Origin of the sequence: Streptomyces sp. NPDC050564 (genome assembly GCF_044457265.1) — a bacterium.
In the GTDB taxonomy this organism is placed as follows: domain Bacteria; phylum Actinomycetota; class Actinomycetes; order Streptomycetales; family Streptomycetaceae; genus Streptomyces.
In genome coordinates this window covers 446,357-463,004 of sequence record NZ_JBITGS010000001.1, presented here as the reverse complement: position 1 = coordinate 463,004, position 16,648 = coordinate 446,357, and the positions used below count along the sequence as shown (strand labels likewise).

10 protein-coding genes and 1 pseudogene are annotated in these 16,648 nt (G+C 69.9%); 10 read left to right on the top strand and 1 reads right to left on the bottom strand.

The genetic code is table 11. The annotated features are described in order from the left end of the window. Positions 1-86 precede the first annotated feature (86 nt). The 8 genes and pseudogenes from leuS to holA all read left to right on the top strand — a co-directional run bounded on the left by leuS (position 87) and on the right by holA (position 11,565). Positions 87-2,975: a leucine--tRNA ligase gene (gene leuS / locus ACIBK0_RS02035; protein ID WP_399074562.1), complete on the top strand. Its 2,889-nt coding sequence runs from the start codon at positions 87-89 to the stop codon at positions 2,973-2,975. Between the two features lie 219 nt (positions 2,976-3,194). Beyond that, positions 3,195-3,917 (top strand): hypothetical protein, encoded by a 723-nt coding sequence (locus ACIBK0_RS02030; RefSeq protein ID WP_399075116.1) that lies wholly within the window; start codon positions 3,195-3,197, stop codon positions 3,915-3,917. 72 nt (positions 3,918-3,989) lie between these two features. Continuing rightward, positions 3,990-4,835 carry a DegV family protein gene (locus ACIBK0_RS02025; protein ID WP_399074560.1) on the top strand — a complete coding sequence of 282 codons (846 nt, stop codon included), beginning with the start codon at positions 3,990-3,992 and terminating at the stop codon, positions 4,833-4,835. A gap of 549 nt (positions 4,836-5,384) precedes the next feature. Then, the gene (locus ACIBK0_RS02020) at positions 5,385-6,461 is read left to right on the top strand and encodes a helix-hairpin-helix domain-containing protein (protein WP_399074558.1); all 1,077 of its coding nucleotides are present in this window, start codon (positions 5,385-5,387) and stop codon (positions 6,459-6,461) included. A 206-nt stretch (positions 6,462-6,667) separates the two neighbouring features. Beyond that, the gene (locus tag ACIBK0_RS02015) at positions 6,668-9,229 is read left to right on the top strand and encodes a ComEC/Rec2 family competence protein (protein WP_399074556.1); all 2,562 of its coding nucleotides are present in this window, start codon (positions 6,668-6,670) and stop codon (positions 9,227-9,229) included. Positions 9,230-9,233: 4 nt separating this feature from the next. Continuing rightward, complete coding sequence (locus ACIBK0_RS02010; protein ID WP_399074554.1) at positions 9,234-10,073, top strand: arylamine N-acetyltransferase; 840 nt, start codon at positions 9,234-9,236, stop codon at positions 10,071-10,073. 194 nt (positions 10,074-10,267) lie between these two features. Then, a pseudogene (locus ACIBK0_RS02005) lies at positions 10,268-10,512 on the top strand (hypothetical protein). Between the two features lie 66 nt (positions 10,513-10,578). Then, positions 10,579-11,565 (top strand): DNA polymerase III subunit delta, encoded by a 987-nt coding sequence (gene holA / locus ACIBK0_RS02000; RefSeq protein WP_399074552.1) that lies wholly within the window; start codon positions 10,579-10,581, stop codon positions 11,563-11,565. Between the two features lie 406 nt (positions 11,566-11,971). Here holA and rpsT read toward each other — a convergent pair whose 3' ends face one another. Next, positions 11,972-12,238: a 30S ribosomal protein S20 gene (gene rpsT, locus ACIBK0_RS01995; protein WP_028802556.1), complete on the bottom strand. Its 267-nt coding sequence runs from the start codon at positions 12,236-12,238 to the stop codon at positions 11,972-11,974. A 282-nt stretch (positions 12,239-12,520) separates the two neighbouring features. On the opposite strand from rpsT, the gene lepA reads away from it, so the two are divergent. Both lepA and ACIBK0_RS01985 read left to right on the top strand, forming a co-directional pair. Continuing rightward, positions 12,521-14,389: a translation elongation factor 4 gene (lepA, locus tag ACIBK0_RS01990; RefSeq protein WP_399074549.1), complete on the top strand. Its 1,869-nt coding sequence runs from the start codon at positions 12,521-12,523 to the stop codon at positions 14,387-14,389. 316 nt (positions 14,390-14,705) lie between these two features. Further along, positions 14,706-16,619, top strand: coding sequence for an AMP-dependent synthetase/ligase (locus tag ACIBK0_RS01985; RefSeq protein WP_399074547.1), 1,914 nt, complete (start codon positions 14,706-14,708; stop codon positions 16,617-16,619). The last annotated feature ends 29 nt before the right edge of the window (positions 16,620-16,648 follow it).

Sequence of the window (16,648 nt, the reverse complement as noted above, 5' to 3'; positions counted from 1 at the left end):
GCGGCGTCCCCTCCTGTGCGAGGGGATTTTTCGTTTCTTGAATGTCGCAGCCGCTGGCAGAGACGATCGATGGAGCTTTGAGGATCATGAGCGAGACGACTACCGCTGCCACCGCCGAGATGGCAGCGCCGCACCGCTACACGGCCGCCCTGGCCGCTGAGATCGAGGCACGCTGGCAGGACTTCTGGGACGCCGAGGGCACGTACGAGGCGCCGAACCCGAGCGGTGACCTGGCCGGGGACCCCGGGCTGGTCGCCAAGCCCAAGAAGTTCATCATGGACATGTTCCCGTACCCCTCCGGTGCGGGCCTGCACGTCGGTCACCCCCTGGGCTACATCGCCACCGATGTATTCGCCCGATTCCAGCGGATGACCGGCCACAACGTCCTGCACACCCTGGGCTTCGACGCCTTCGGCCTGCCCGCCGAGCAGTACGCCGTGCAGACGGGCACGCACCCGCGCGTGTCCACCGAGGCCAACATCGAGAACATGAAGGTCCAGCTGCGCGCGCTGGGCCTGGGCCACGACAAGCGCCGGTCGTTCGCCACGATCGACCCGGACTACTACAAGTGGACCCAGTGGATCTTCCTGCAGATCTTCAACTCCTGGTACGACGACGAGGCCAAGAAGGCCCGTCCGGTCTCCGAGCTGGTCGCCCAGTTCGAGAGCGGTGAGCGTGCCGTACCGGCCATCGACGGCACCACGCGCGCGTGGAACGAGCTGAGCGCCGCCGAGCGAGCCGACGTCCTGAGCGGATACCGCCTGGCGTACGCCTCCGACGCGCCCGTCAACTGGTGTCCCGGACTGGGCACCGTACTGGCCAACGAGGAGGTCACCGCCGACGGCCGTTCCGAGCGTGGCAACTTCCCCGTCTTCAAGGCCAAGCTGCGCCAGTGGAACATGAGGATCACGGCGTACGCCGACCGGCTGCTGGACGACCTGGACGCGCTGGACTGGCCCGAGGCCATCAAGCTGCAGCAGCGCAACTGGATCGGCCGCTCCGAGGGTGCCCGCGTCGACTTCCCTATCGACGGCGAAGCGATCACGGTCTTCACGACGCGCCAGGACACCCTGTTCGGGGCGACCTACATGGTGCTGGCGCCCGAGCACCCCCTGGTCGAGAAGTTCACCCCGGCCGCCTGGCCCGAGAACACCCACGAGGTCTGGACGGGCGGCCACGCGACCCCGGCCCAGGCCGTCGCCGCCTATCGCGCGCAGGCCGCCTCGAAGTCCGACGTGGAGCGCCAGGCCGAGGCCAAGGACAAGACCGGTGTCTTCACCGGCGCGTTCGCGACCAACCCGGTCAACGGCGAGCAGATCCCCGTCTTCATCGCCGACTACGTACTGATGGGCTACGGCACCGGCGCGATCATGGCCGTCCCGGCGCACGACACCCGCGACTTCGCGTTCGCGCGCGCCTTCGAGCTGCCGATGCGGTGCGTCGTGGAGCCCTCGGACGACCGCGGCACGGACGCGTCGACCTGGGACGACGCCTTCGCCTCGTACGACGCGAAGATCGTCAACTCCTCCAGCGACGAGGTCTCCCTGGACGGCCTGGGCGTCGTCGACGCCAAGGCGCGCATCACGGAGTGGCTGGAGCGCAAGGGCATCGGCGAGGGCACGGTCAACTTCCGGCTGCGTGACTGGCTGTTCAGCCGCCAGCGCTACTGGGGCGAGCCCTTCCCGATCGTCTACGACGAGGACGGCATCGCGCACGCGCTGCCCGAGTCGATGCTGCCCCTGGAGCTGCCGGAGGTCGAGGACTACTCGCCCCGCACCTTCGACCCGGACGACGCGAACACGTCTCCGGAGACGCCGCTGTCCCGCAACGAGGACTGGGTCGACGTCACCCTGGACCTGGGCGACGGCCGTGGTCCGCAGAAGTACCGCCGCGAGACCAACACCATGCCCAACTGGGCCGGTTCCTGCTGGTACGAGCTGCGCTACCTGGACCCGCACAACGACCGGAAGCTGGTCGACCCGGCCATCGAGCAGTACTGGATGGGCCCGCGCGAGGGCCAGCCGCACGGTGGCGTCGACCTCTACGTCGGCGGCGCCGAGCACGCCGTGCTGCACCTGCTGTACGCGCGCTTCTGGTCGAAGGTCCTGTTCGACCTGGGGCACGTCTCCTCGGCCGAGCCGTTCCACAAGCTGTTCAACCAGGGCATGATCCAGGCCTACGTGTACCGCGACAGCCGTGGCATCGCGGTGCCCGCCGCCGAGGTGGAGGAGAGCGACGGCGCGTACTACTACCAGGGCGAGAAGGTCTCCCGGCTGCTGGGCAAGATGGGCAAGTCCCTGAAGAACGCGGTCACTCCGGACGAGATCTGCGCCGAGTACGGTGCGGACACGCTGCGCCTGTACGAGATGGCGATGGGTCCCCTGGACGTGTCCCGGCCGTGGGACACGCGCGCGGTGGTGGGCCAGTTCCGGCTGCTGCAGCGGCTGTGGCGCAACGTCGTCGACGAGGCGACCGGTGAGGTCACGGTCGTCGATTCCGAGCCGGACGAGGAGACGCTGCGTGCTCTGCACAAGGCCATCGACGGCGTACGCCAGGACCTGGAGGGCATGCGGTTCAACACCGCCATCGCCAAGGTCACCGAGCTGAACAACCACCTGACCAAGGCGAGCGGTCGGGTGTCGCGGACGGTCGCCGAGGCTCTGGTGCTGCTGATCGCGCCGCTGGCCCCGCACATCGCCGAGGAACTGTGGCGCAAGCTGGGCCACACCGACTCGGTCGTACACGAGGACTTCCCGGTCGCCGACCCGGCGTACGTCGTGGACGAGACCGTGACCTGCGTCGTGCAGATCAAGGGCAAGGTCAAGGCGCGCCTGGAGGTCTCCCCGTCGGTCTCCGACGAGGAACTGGAGAAGGTCGCGCTGGCCGACGAGAAGGTCGTCGCGGCGCTGGGCGGCGCGGGGATCCGCAAGGTGATCGTGCGGGCGCCGAAGCTGGTGAACATCGTTACCGCATAGTCGTTTCGGCTGGTGAGCGTGGCGGGCGGGCTTCGGCTCGGCCGCCGCGTCCGTCCGGGCGTGGCCGACTCGGTCTGTCCGGGCGCGGCCGCCTCGGGGTAGTCCCCTACGGGCAGGTTCGGGGTTCTTCTGGAACTCCGAACCTGCCCGTAGCGTTTACCGTTGAAGAGCGCGGCGGCAGCTGTCGCGGCCGGTTGGAGGAGGAGCGTGGTGGGAACCTTGATCACAGTTATCGCCCTGCTCTTCCTGCTGTTCGTGGTGCTGGGCGCGTATGCCACGGTGAAGGTGGTGGGTGCCGCCAAGCGCGGTGTGGACCGCACGATGTCGCAGGCGCGACGCACGGTCGAGGACACCACGCTGCGCGCCAAGACTCTTGCCCAGCCGGGCCCGCTGGGCGAGCTGGCCCAGCTCCGCCTGAAGCTGCGCACCTCGATGCGTGCCACGCAGGACGCGCTGCACGCGGGCGTGGCGGAGGACGAGTCGCTGAAGGAGTCCCTGGGCCTCTTCGAGCGGCTCAGCGTGCACGGGCACGAACTGGACGACGAGCTCAAGCGCCTGGAGACCGAGCCCGACCGGGGCGCGCTCGCCTCGCGGCTGCCCGGACTGCGCGAGCGCACCGAGCGGATCACGCAGTCGGCGGACTCGCTGCGCTGGGCCGCGCGCGACCGGGCCCGCCGCTTCGCGGACGACGACCTGGACTCGCTGAGCGCCCAGATAGACGTGGAGGCCGGCGCACTGCGGCACTGGACGACCGAGCCGAAGCCGGCGGCTTCCTGGCCCGAGGCGCCGGTGCCGGACGCGGCCACTTCCGGCGGGCAGACCTGGCCGGACAGCCCGGAGTCCCGGACGGCCGAGGAGCCGACGCGCGCCGCCATCACGCCTCCGGGCCGACGCCCCGCCTACCCCTGGCAGAAGAAGCCCCGTCCCGAAAGCACGACTTGATCCGGCCGCTCCAGTCGCAGGTGGGAGGGGCCGGGCTGCCGCCCGCCCGCCCCGACAGGTAACCTCCAGCTCATGTCCCGCCATGTCGCGATCGTCACCGATTCAACGGCCTACCTGCTGCCGCGGACGATGGAGCGTCACGGCATCACAGCGGTGCCCCTGACCGTGGTCCTCGGTGACCAGGCACTCGAAGAGGGCACCGAGATCTCGGCCCGCTCCCTGGCCCAGGCGCTGCAGAAGCGGCGGCCCGTCACGACGTCCAGGCCCAGCCCCGAGCTCTTCGCCGCGACCTACCGCAAGGTTGCCGAGTCCGGCGCCTCCGGCATTGTCTCCCTCCATCTGTCGTCCGAGTTCTCGGGCACGTACGACGCCGCGGTACTCGCGGCACGTGAGGCTCCGGTGCCCGTGCGGGTGGTGGACACCGGGATGGTCGCGATGGCCCTCGGGTTCTGCGCCCTGTCCGCGGCCCAGTCCGCGGAGTCGGGCGGCACGATCGACGAAGCGGTCACGGCCGCGGAGAAGAGGGCCGCGGGCACCTCCGCGTACTTCTACGTCGACACCCTCGACTATCTGCGCCGCGGCGGCCGGATCGGGGCCGCGCAGGCGCTGCTGGGCTCCGCGCTCGCGGTGAAGCCGCTGCTCCAGCTGGACGACGGCCGCATCGAACTCCTCGAGAAGGTACGGACGGCGTCCAAGGCGATCGCCCGGCTGGAGGAGATCGTGGCCGAGCGCGCCGGCGGCGCCCAGGTCGACATCGCCGTCCACCACTTGGCCGCCCCGGATCGGGCCTCGGCTCTCGCGGACCGGTTGCGGGAGCGCGTTCCTGGCCTGGCCGATCTGCATGTCAGCGAGGTCGGCGCGGTGATTGGGGCGCACACAGGGCCCGGACTGCTGGGGGCGGTCGTCTCGCCTCGGTGAGCCCGCGCATCACTCATGTGGGTGGCGGAGTTATCCACAATTGGGCGGTAGCCCACCGGAATTGAGCAAGATCATCGCGAAAGCGCCGAGGCGCCCGATCCTCGTCGCATGGCACTTCGATCACCTTCACGCACAGCCACGCCCACCAGCGGTCCGGGTCGCGGCCCCGTCTCCGACGGCCGCATCCGCCATCGCCGCCGCTCCCCGCGCAGCCGGGCCCGACGCCACGAGGCATCGGCCGAGGCCCTCCGGCTGCGCGCGGAGGCACTCTTCGCCCAAAGAGCCGGAGAACGGCATGAGTTGGGGAACGGACCGCCGGGGGCGGACAGGGATGTGGGAGACGGGCCGCGCGCGAGCACCGCGGTGGGATTGGGCGTTGCCGATGTGTGGGGACCGGAGAACAGGGTCGGCGAGGCCTTGGGGCGCGGCAGGTCAACGGCGGGTGGGGGCCTGCATCCTGATGGCGCCGGAGCACGCGAGAGGCCGAGGACTGACGGCGCCGGCGTACATGGGACGGTGAGGCCTGGTGGCGACTGGGGCCACGGGCGCTTGAGCTCTGCTCGCGCCCGGGCACGTGGCGTGGTGAATCCTGAAGAGTCGTGGGCGCCGGGGGCACCGGGCTCTGAAGGGGCCTGGGCCCGCGGGTTGCTGGGCTCTGGCGGCTCCCGGGTCAGCGGTGCCGTGGCTGCGGACCGGGACGCACCGGACAGGGGTGCGGCGCCTATCGCGAATGCGAACGCGAACACGCACACCCACGTGGACGCGTACACGCCCACGGACGCGCACACAAATACGCCCACGGACACAAACACGCCCATGGACACAAACACGCCCACGGACACGGACGCGCACGCTGACGTCGCTTCGAGTACGGCGGGGTCGGGGGTGGCCTGGCGGGACCGGATGGGGCCTGCCGTGCGGGAGCGGATGCCGCTGTGGCTGCAGTCGAGGTGCGGTCTTGAGCGCAAGAGCGTGGCCGCACTCACCGTGCTGCTGGTCGTCGCCGCGGTCTTCGCGGTGCAGCACTTCTGGGTCGGCAGAACTCAGTCGGTCCGGGCCCCCGAGGTGGTGCGGGCGGTGCCTCCATACGGCGGAAGGGCCGGGCAGGGGGAGCCGTCGGACGCGGGACCGGATGCCTCGGCCGGAGCACCGAGCCCCGTTGGCGCGGCGGGGACCGCGATCGTCGTGGACGTCAGCGGCAAGGTGCGCAGCCCTGGGCTCCAACGGTTGCCGTCCGGTTCCCGCGTCGCGGACGCGCTGCGCGCGGCGGGCGGGGTCCGCCCCGGCACGAACACCGATGGTCTCAACCGCGCGCGCCTCCTCATGGACGGCGAACAGATCGTGGTCGGTGCTCCCGCGCCTGTCGCGGGACCGGGCGCAGGCGGGACGGGCTCCGTCGGCACAGGGGGATCCGCTGCCGGCGCGGCACCCTCCGCTCCGGTCGCGCTCAACACGGCCACAGTGGACCAGCTCGACAGTCTCCCGGGCGTCGGCCCCGTCCTGGCCCAGCACATCATCGACTACCGCACCCAGCACGGCGGCTTCCGCTCGGTCGACGAGCTCCGCGAGGTGAATGGAATCGGGGATCGCCGGTTCTCCGATCTCCGGAATCTGGTGCGGCCATGACCGGGCCGGAGGTGCCAGAAACGGCCAAGGTGCCGGAAGAGACAAAGCAGTCGGAGGAGGCAAAGCAGGCGGGGGAGACGAACGCGCCGAGAGAGCTCGGCGAGGCCAAGGCGTCGAGAGGGCCGGGGGAGACGAAGACGGGAAGAGGACCAGGGGAGACGAAGACGCCAGGTGGGCCGGACGATCCCGACGTGCCGGAGCGCGCCGTGCCGAACCGCCCAAGCATCCCCGGCGCCGCGAGCCGACGCCCGGTGCATGCCGCCTCGGGCAAGCGGTTGGGGGCCTCGCATCCCCGAGAGGAAGGACCGACGGATCTGCGGCTCGTGCCGCCCGCTCTGGCGGCCTGGGTGACGGCTGCTGCGACGGTGGGCGCCTCGCCCGGCTGGGTCACGGGCGTGGTCGCGGTTTCGCTGGTCGTGGCCGGCGTGCTGCTGGTGACAGGGCGGAGAGGGGCGCCCGGTGCGAAGCGACACGGGGGACAGGCGGCGGATTCGTGGCGTCGGGCCTCCGTTGCCGCAGCGCTGCTCTGCGTCGCCGCGGCCGCGGCCTCGGCGGGGCTGCACGGGGCGGATCTGCGACGGGGGCCCGTTCCTTCCCTGGCGCGGCAGTTCGCCCGTGTGACGGCCGAGGTGGAGATCGCCTCCGATCCGCGGCTCACCCGGCCCCGGATCAAGGGGGATCACATGGCTCCGACGGCCGTGCTGCTGGACGCGGAGGTCAGACGGGTGACGCGAGCGGACGGGACGGCCGTGGCGACACGTGCGCCGGTGCTGGTGATCGTCGACGCGCGCTGGCCAAGGGGTTCGCCTCAGCTCTCCGGCGGGGGCCCTGAGGGTTCACCCTGGCTGTCGCTGCTGCCGTCCACGCGGCTTCGGGTGTCGGCGCGGCTCGTGCCCGCCCTGTCGGACGGCGATGACATCGCGGCCGTTCTGCGAGTGTCGGGCGGCGCGCCACCCGAGGTGGTGGGAGAGCCGTCCGCGTCGCAGCGGTTCGCCGGCCGGTTGCGTGAAGGCCTGCGGAAGGCGACGGACGGGTTGGAGACGGACGCGCGGTCGCTGCTGCCCGGGCTGGTCGTCGGGGACACCACGCGCGTAACGCCGGAGCTGGACGACGTGTTCAAGGCGACCGATCTCACGCATCTCCTGGCTGTCAGCGGCGGTAATTTCACGATCCTGCTCGCCCTGTTCATCGGACCGCCGGGCCTGGCCCAGCGCGCCGAGCGGCGGGGTCTCGCACCGCGGCTCGGCGTTCCGCTCCGGGCGACCGCGCTGCTGGGCGGAGCGCTCACGCTCGCGTTCGTGATCGTCTGTCGCCCGGATCCGAGTGTGCTGCGGGCCGCGGCCTGCGGATCGATCGCACTGCTCGCCATCGCGACCGGGCGCCGCAGATCGTTGATCCCCGCGCTGGCCACGGCCGTCCTGCTGCTGGTGCTGTACGACCCGTGGCTGGCCCGTAGTTACGGCTTCCTGCTCTCCGTCCTGGCGACCGGCGCCCTGCTCACCCTCGCCCCGCGGTGGAGCGCGGCGCTCCAGAGGCGACGTGTGCCGCCGCGTCTGGCCGAGGCGCTCGCCGCTGCCGCCGCGGCGCAGGCCCTGTGCGCGCCGGTGGTAGCCGTCCTGTCGGCTCGGGTGAGCCTGGTGGCGGTGCCGTGCAATCTGCTCGCGGAGATCGCGGTCGCGCCGGCCACGGTCCTGGGCTTCGCGACACTGGCGACGGCCGCAGTGGCGATGCCCGTCGCCAAGGCACTGGCGTGGTGCGCGAGTTGGCCCACCCGGTGGATCGCGGACATCGCGCGTGCCGGGGCGGCTCTGCCCGGAGGGGGAGTGGACTGGCCGGGCAGCTGGACGGGGGCGCTGCTGCTCGCTCTCGTCATCGCGGTGGTCGTGTTCGTGGGGCGACGGCTCCTGAGACATCCGTGGCTGAGCGGCGTCTGTGTGCTGCTGTTCCTGCTGGTCGTGGTGCAGCCACCGCCTCTCGCCAGGGTGATCACGGGGTGGCCACCGCCCGGCTGGCGGTTCGCGATGTGCGACGTGGGGCAGGGGGACGCAACGGTGCTCTCGGCGGGCGAGGGCGCAGCGGTGGTGGTGGACGCGGGGCCCGATCCGGTGTTGGTCGACCGCTGCCTGAGCACGCTCGGCATCACCAGGATTCCGCTCGTCGTACTGACGCACTTCCACGCCGATCACGTCGCGGGGCTGCGCGGCGTGCTGCGCGGGCGTTCGGTGGGCGCGATCGAGACGACCGGCTTCGAAGAGCCGCCGGACCAGGTCGAGTTCGTACGAAGGGAGGCGGCAACACGGCACATCCCCGTGACGCGGGCCGTGGCGGGGGAGCGGCGGCGCACGGGAAGCCTCGACTGGCGGGTGTTGTGGCCGCCCCCGAGCCCGGCCCCGACGCCGGACGGCCCGAACGACGCCAGTGTCGCCCTGCTCGTACGGTCCGCCGGACTGCGGCTGCTGTTGCTCGGTGACCTCGAACCCCCGGCCCAGCGAGCCCTGTTGAGGTCGCCGGCGGCCGCTGAGCTCGGAGCGGTGGATGTTCTCAAGGTCGCCCATCACGGCTCGGCCTACCAGGACCCGGACCTCATACGCAGGGTGTCTCCGCGGCTCGCGCTGATCTCGTGCGGCAAGGACAACCCCTACGGGCATCCCGCGCCGAGCACCGTAGCGGCGCTGCGGGCCGGAGGTGCGGTGGTGCTGCGCACGGACGAGGACGGGGCGCTGGCCGTCGTCGGTACGGGTGGAGGGTTGAGTGTGGCGAGAGACTGAACTCATGAATTCCGCACAGGCCGACGCCTACCTCCGCCGGATCGGGGTCCAGCACCCCGCGTGGCCCACGTCCGATGTGCTCCGGGACCTACAACTGCGCCATCTGCAGACGGTGCCGTTCGAGAACCTGTCGATCCACCTCGGTGAGGAGATCGTGCTGGAGGAGAACAGCCTGATGGACAAGCTGGTGGGCGCTCGCAGGGGTGGGTTCTGCTACGAACTGAACGGCGCGTTCGGGGCGTTGCTGGGGGCGCTGGGCTACGACGTGACGCTGCTCGCGGCGCGGGTGTACGGCGAGGAGGGGCGGCTGGGGATTCCGTACGACCATCTCGCGCTGCGGGTGCGGACGGTGGACGGGGGCGACTGGCTGGCCGACGTCGGGTTCGGGGCGCACAGCCACTACCCGCTGGCCTTCGGGGAGAGGGGGGAACAGGAGGATCCGGGCGGCACGTTCCGGGTCGTCGAGTCGGGGCCGGATGCTGCGGGGGTTCGCGGTGTCGGCGGTTCGCGCGAGGGCGAGGACCTCGACGTCATCCGGAACGGCAAGGTGCAGTACCGCCTGGAGGTGCGTCCGCGGGTGCTGGGGGACTTCGTCACGGGGGCCTGGTGGCACAGCACGTCGCCGGTGTCGCATTTCGGGCGGTCGCTGGTCTGTTCGCGGGTCACGAAGGACGGAGGGCGGATCACGCTCAGCGGACGGAGCTTCACGGTGACGACGGCCGACGGGACGAAGGAGGTGTCGGAACTGGTCACGGACGAGGAGGTGCTGGCCCTGTATCGGGAGCGCTTCGGGATCGAGTTGAGCGAGGTTCCGGAGGTGAGGAGGCGCGGGAGTGAGGAGTGAGGAGTGAGACGGGCGGGAGTGGCAAGGGCGCGACAAGCGCGTCGGCGTCGGGAGGCGCACCGACTGCGGGAGGAGTGGGAGGCGCGGGATGCGCGGCGGGTGCGGGAGGCCCGGGCTGACCTGGCGTTCTGGCATGGCTGTCGTGAGGGCCGCCCCCGTCGTCGGGGCTGCTGGGCGTATCGGAAAATGTCCATGTGAGTGATGTGAGACATGTGCTGGTGCTGCCCGACCGCGAGCCGCGGAAGAGGCGGCGGAGGCGCTCGGTGACCGGTTCGGGCTCGATGAGGAGCCGCAGCTCGTGCGGGACGCGCTGGCCGGTGAGGACGACGCCGAGGACGCCCAGTGGCTGGTGGTCCTGACGGACCCCGGGGAGCGGCTCGACCCGAAGGAACTGGACGAGTTCGCGGAGGAGTGGGACGGCTGGCGCGAGGAACCGTAGCGCTCCGCCGAGGGAGGGCGGCCCGACCGGTCCGCGTTGTCAGTGGCGCATGGGATGCTTTCGATGATGGCCAGGAAGACTGCACATGACGACCCTCTCGCCCCCGTCACGCTTGCCGTGGGCCAGGAGGACCTCCTGCTCGACCGTGCCGTGCAGGAGGTGGTGGCCGCCGCCAGGGCCGCCGACGCCGACACGGATGTACGGGACCTCACCCCGGACCAGTTGCAGCCCGGCACGCTTGCCGAGCTGACGAGTCCGTCGCTCTTCTCCGAGCGCAAGGTCGTGGTCGTACGCAACGCGCAGGATCTGTCGGCCGACACCATCAAGGACGTGAAGGCGTACCTGGAGGCGCCGGCCGAGGAGATCACCCTTGTGCTGCTGCACGCGGGTGCCGCCAAGGGCAAGGGACTGCTCGATGCCGCGCGCAAAGTGGGGGCGCGGGAGGTGGCGTGCCCCAAGATGACGAAGCCGACGGATCGGCTGGCGTTTGTCAGGGGGGAGTTCCGGGCGCTGGGGAGGTCTGCCACGCCGGAGGCCTGTCAGGCGCTCGTCGATTCCATCGGGAGCGATCTGCGGGAGCTGGCTTCCGCGGTGTCTCAGCTGACCGCCGATGTCGAGGGGACGATCGACGAGGCCATCGTCGGGCGGTATTACACGGGGCGGGCCGAGGCATCGAGCTTCACGGTTGCTGATCGGGCTGTGGAGGGGCGGGCCGCGGAGGCGTTGGAGGCATTGCGGTGGTCTCTGTCCACCGGGGTTGCCCCCGTGATGATCACGAGTGCGTTGGCGCAAGGGGTGCGGGCCATCGGCAAGCTGTCCTCCGCCCGTGGGGGACGTCCTGCCGACCTTGCGCGTGAGCTCGGGATGCCGCCGTGGAAGATTGATCGGGTCCGGCAGCAGATGCGGGGGTGGACTCCTGACGGGGTGGCCGTTGCGTTGCGGGCCGTCGCGGAGGCCGATGCCGGCGTCAAGGGTGGCGGGGACGACCCCGAGTACGCGCTGGAGAAGGCGGTAGTTGTTATTGCTCGGGCGGCTCGGTCCCGTCGGGGTTAGGTGCCCGGCGGTCGCGTCGGCCGCGGGGTTGCGCCCCCTCCGCCCCTACCCATCCCTGAGCTCTCGGCTTCGCTCGAGCAGGGGGATCACCAGCATCGTCACTGGAGGACTCCGCCTCCCCAGAGCCCCTGCAGTGGCGCATGGGATGCAACGGCAGGCAAAGCTGGATACAGCAATGCCCCCGAAGTGGGTCCGGGGGCACTGTACGCGGCGTGGCGACCACGATGTCTGTCCGTGAGTCGAGGTAGAGGGCTCGACGTGTCCTCACGGTGGATGGAACGTTCCCCAGGCTTGCGAGCGCAGGCCGCGCACGGGTCCGGGGGTGCCGGTCAGGAGCGGGTGAGAAGGCCCGCTTGGTCCTTTCCGGTGGTCAAGTCAGGGGTGAGCCCAGCAGGGCCCAGCCGACTCAGCCCTTGAGGGAAGCGACCTTCGAAGCAAGCGCCGACTTCTTGTTGGCGGCCTGGTTCTTGTGGATGACGCCCTTCGAGACAGCCTTGTCGAGCTGGCGCGACGCGGCGCGCGTGTACTCGGTGGCCTTCTCGACGTCACCCGCGGCAGCGGCCTCGCGGGCCTTGCGGATCGCGGTCTTCAGGGAAGACTTGACGGCCTTGTTGCGCAGCCGGGCCTTCTCGTTGGTCTTGATCCGCTTGATCTGGGACTTGATGTTCGCCACGAAATGAGCCTTTACAGGTTCAGGCGCGCGAGACAGCACGTCTCACTCGCCGTTTTGATTTCCTTGGGGTGTGCCTCCTGCAGAGAGGGCATGAGACACAGCGAACCAGGCTACCAGCCGTCGTGCGACCGGCCCAAACCGGTCGTCGACCGCCCGCTCCCGCGGCCCGAAGCCGCCAGCTCATGCGGCCCAAAACGGTCGCAGCTCCCCACCCGTGGGACCATGGAGCCTACGTATCGATCCGACCCGAGGCGACAGGCGCCTCAAGAGACAGGACCCTGCGTGCCCGCGACCCCTAACAATGTGCCCGAGCCGAGCCGTACCGCCCCGGCTCTGATCCGCAATTTCTGCATCATCGCGCACATCGACCACGGCAAGTCCACGCTCGCCGACCGCATGCTCCAGCTGACCGGGGTGGTCGAGCAGCGGCAGATGCGTGCCCAGTACCTCGATCGCATGGACATCGAGCGCGAGCGTGGCATCACGATCAAGTCCCAGGCGGTCCGTCTGCCCTGGGCGCCGACAGAGGACCCGGGCAACACCCACATCCTCAACATGATCGACACCCCTGGGCACGTGGACTTCACGTATGAGGTGTCGCGGTCCCTGGCGGCCTGCGAGGGCACGGTCCTGCTCGTTGACGCCGCCCAGGGGATCGAGGCTCAGACCCTCGCCAATCTCTACCTGGCGATGGAGAACGACCTCAAGATCATCCCCGTACTCAACAAGATCGATCTGCCGGCCGCCCAGCCGGAGAAGTTCTCCGAGGAGCTCGCCAACCTCATCGGGTGCGACCCCGAGGACGTTCTCAAGGTCTCCGCCAAGACCGGGCTGGGCGTCGAGGCGCTGCTCGACAAGGTCGTCGCCGAGATCCCCGCACCGGTCGGCGTCCAGGACGCCCCCGCCCGCGCGATGATCTTCGACTCGGTCTACGACTCCTACCGCGGTGTCGTGACGTACGTACGAGTCATCGACGGGCAGCTCAACAAGCGTGAGCGGATCCGGATGATGTCCACGGGAGCCACGCACGAGCTCCTGGAGATCGGGACCAACTCGCCGGAAATGCTTCCGGCCGACGGGCTCGGGGTCGGCGAGGTCGGATATCTGATCACTGGCGTGAAGGATGTCCGCCAGTCCAAGGTCGGTGACACCATCACCACCCTGCAGAAGGGCGCGACCGAGGCGCTCGGCGGGTACAAGGACCCCAAGCCCATGGTCTTCTCCGGGCTGTATCCGCTGGACGGGTCCGACTACCCCGAGCTGCGCGACGCCCTCGACAAGCTGCAGCTCAACGACGCCGCGCTCGTCTATGAGCCGGAGACCTCCGCCGCTCTCGGCTTCGGTTTCCGTGTCGGCTTCCTGGGGCTGCTGCACCTGGACGTCATTCGTGAGCGTCTGGAGCGTGAGTTCGGACTCGATCTCATCGCCACCGCGCCGAACGTCGTGTACCGCGTGGTCATGGAGGACGGGACCGAGCACACGGTCACCAACCCGAGCGAGTTCCCGGAGGGGAAGATCAGCGAGGTGTACGAGCCCGTCGTACGCGCCACGATCCTCGCGCCCTCCGAGTTCATCGGCTCGATCATGGAGCTGTGCCAGACCCGGCGCGGCACCCTGCTCGGTATGGACTACCTGTCCGAGGACCGGGTCGAGATCCGCTACACGCTGCCGCTCGCCGAGATTGTCTTCGACTTCTTCGATCAGCTGAAGTCCAAGACCCGCGGCTACGCCTCGCTCGACTACGAGCCCACCGGCGAGCAGACCTCCAGCCTGGTCAAGGTCGACATCCTGCTGCACGGCGACAAGGTGGACGCCTTCTCGGCGATCACGCACAAGGATCAGGCGTACGCGTACGGTGTGCGGCTCGTCGCCAAGCTGCGCGAGCTCATCCCTCGGCAGGCCTTCGAGGTGCCCATCCAGGCGGCCGTCGGCTCCCGGGTCATCGCCCGCGAGACCATCCGCGCCATCCGCAAGGACGTCCTCGCCAAGTGCTACGGCGGTGACATCTCCCGTAAGCGGAAGCTGCTGGAGAAGCAGAAGGAGGGCAAGAAGCGGATGAAGATGGTGGGGTCTGTGGAGGTTCCGCAAGAGGCCTTCATCGCCGTGCTGTCCAGTGACGACAGCGGGGGCTCGGCCAAGGGCAAGAAGTAGCCACTTGTTCCTCGGGAACAGTCGTCTGTTACCCCCGGAAACTCGGGCACAATGCGGGCTCGTCGCGCTTCGGCGCGGCGAGCCCGTACGCGTGCGTAGGGTTGCTCTCTGTAGGAAGTGACAGGCCGCCGCCTCTTACGCACCGGCCGGACGCGCTCTACTCTGATCTCTGCTCGATGGTTACTCGCGAGTTAAACAACAGCCGCAACCAGCCAGCCGCACAGCAGTAGTCGGCAGCCAAGAGACAGCAGTTGGCAGCAGCCAACACAGTCGGTCGAGCCAGACGCACGCACTGTCGCGGGCCCCGGAGGATGTCGTGAGCGACACACAGACCTTGATCGAGAACCGTCCGCCGTCCGTGGCGGCCCTCTTCCTGGAGCGCGTGGCGGCCACACCGGACGCCGAGGCCTATCGCTACCCGGTGCCACCCTCCCCCAAGCTCTCGGCTTCGCTCGAGCAGGGAGGTGCCCCCACGGGCGAGGGCCCGGACGAGTGGAAGTCGCTGAGCTGGGCGCAGGCCGCCGAGCGGGTCTTCGCCATCGCGGCCGGTCTGATCGAACTGGGAGTGCGGCCGGAGCAGCGCGTCGCGCTCGCCTCGTCCACCCGGGTCGAGTGGATCCTGGCCGACCTCGGCATCCTGTGCGCGGGCGCGGCCACAACGACCGTGTACCCGCAGACCAACGCCGAGGAGTCGGCGTTCATCCTCTCCGACTCCGAGAGCAAGGTGCTCATCGCGGAGGACGCGGAGCAGCTCGCCAAGGCCCGGGAGAAGCGCGCCGAGCTGCCCGAGCTGACCCACGTGGTCGTCATCGACCCGGCCGGCGTCGAGACCGGCGACTGGGTGCTCACGCTCGCCGAGCTGGAGACGCGCGGCGCCGCCTACCTGGAGAAGAACCCCGACCTGATCAAGGAGAAGGTCGGCGCGATCACCGCCGGGCAGCTCGCGACCCTCATCTACACCTCCGGAACCACGGGTCGCCCCAAGGGCGTCCGCCTCCCGCACGACAACTGGGCGTACATGGCGAAGGCCATTGCCGCGACCGGGCTGGTCGGCCAGGACGACGTGCAGTACCTGTGGCTGCCGCTCGCACACGTCTTCGGCAAGGTGCTCACGTCCGGTCAGATCGAGGTCGGGCACGTCACCGCGGTCGACGGCCGCGTCGACAAGATCATCGAAAACCTGCCGGTCGTGCAGCCGACGTACATGGCGGCCGTCCCGCGCATCTTCGAGAAGGTCTACAACGGGGTCGCGGCCAAGGCACGGGCCGGCGGCGGCGCCAAGTACAAGATCTTCCAGTGGGCGGCCGAGGTCTCCCGCGAATACGCGAAGGTCAGCCAGGACAACTTCCGCCGTACCGGCACCGCCTCCGTCCCCTTCGGGCTGGGCGCCAAGCACAAGGTCGCGGACGCGCTTGTCTTCGCCAAGATCCGCGAGGCCTTCGGCGGTAACCTGCGCGCCTGCGTCTCCGGCTCCGCCGCGCTCGCGCCCGAGATCGGCTACTTCTTCGCGGGCGCCGGGATCCACATCCTGGAGGGGTACGGCCTCACGGAGTCCTCCGCGGCCTCCTTCGTGAACCCCGGCGAGGCGTACCGCACCGGCACCGTCGGCAAGCCGCTGCCCGGCACCGAGGTGCGCATCGCGGACGACGGCGAGATCCTGCTGCGCGGTCCCGGCATCATGGAGGGCTACCACGGGCTGCCCGAGAAGACCGCCGAGGTCCTTGAGTCGGACGGCTGGTTCCACACCGGCGACATCGGCGAGCTGTCTCCCGACGGTTACCTGCGCATCACCGACCGCAAGAAGGACCTCATCAAGACCTCCGGCGGCAAGTACATCGCGCCCGCCGAGGTCGAGGGCCAGTTCAAGGCCGTCTGCCCGTACGTCTCCAACATCCTCGTGCACGGCGCCGACCGGAACTTCTGCACCGCGCTCATCGCCCTCGACGAGCCGTCCATCCTGGACTGGGCGAAGGAGAACGGTCTGGAGGGCAAGTCGTACGCCGATGTCGTCGCCGCGCCTGCCACCGTCGCCCTCGTCGAGGGCTACGTCAAGGAACTCAACGAGGGCCTCCAGCGCTGGCAGACCATCAAGAAGTTCCGCCTCCTGCCGCGCGACCTCGACGTCGAACACGGCGAGATCACGCCCAGCCTGAAGCTGAAGCGGCCGGTCGTCGAGCGGGAGTACAAGCACCTGATCGACGAGATGTACGCGGGTTCGCGCGAGGCCTGACCTCGAGCGGCGCACGCGAGGCCGGATCT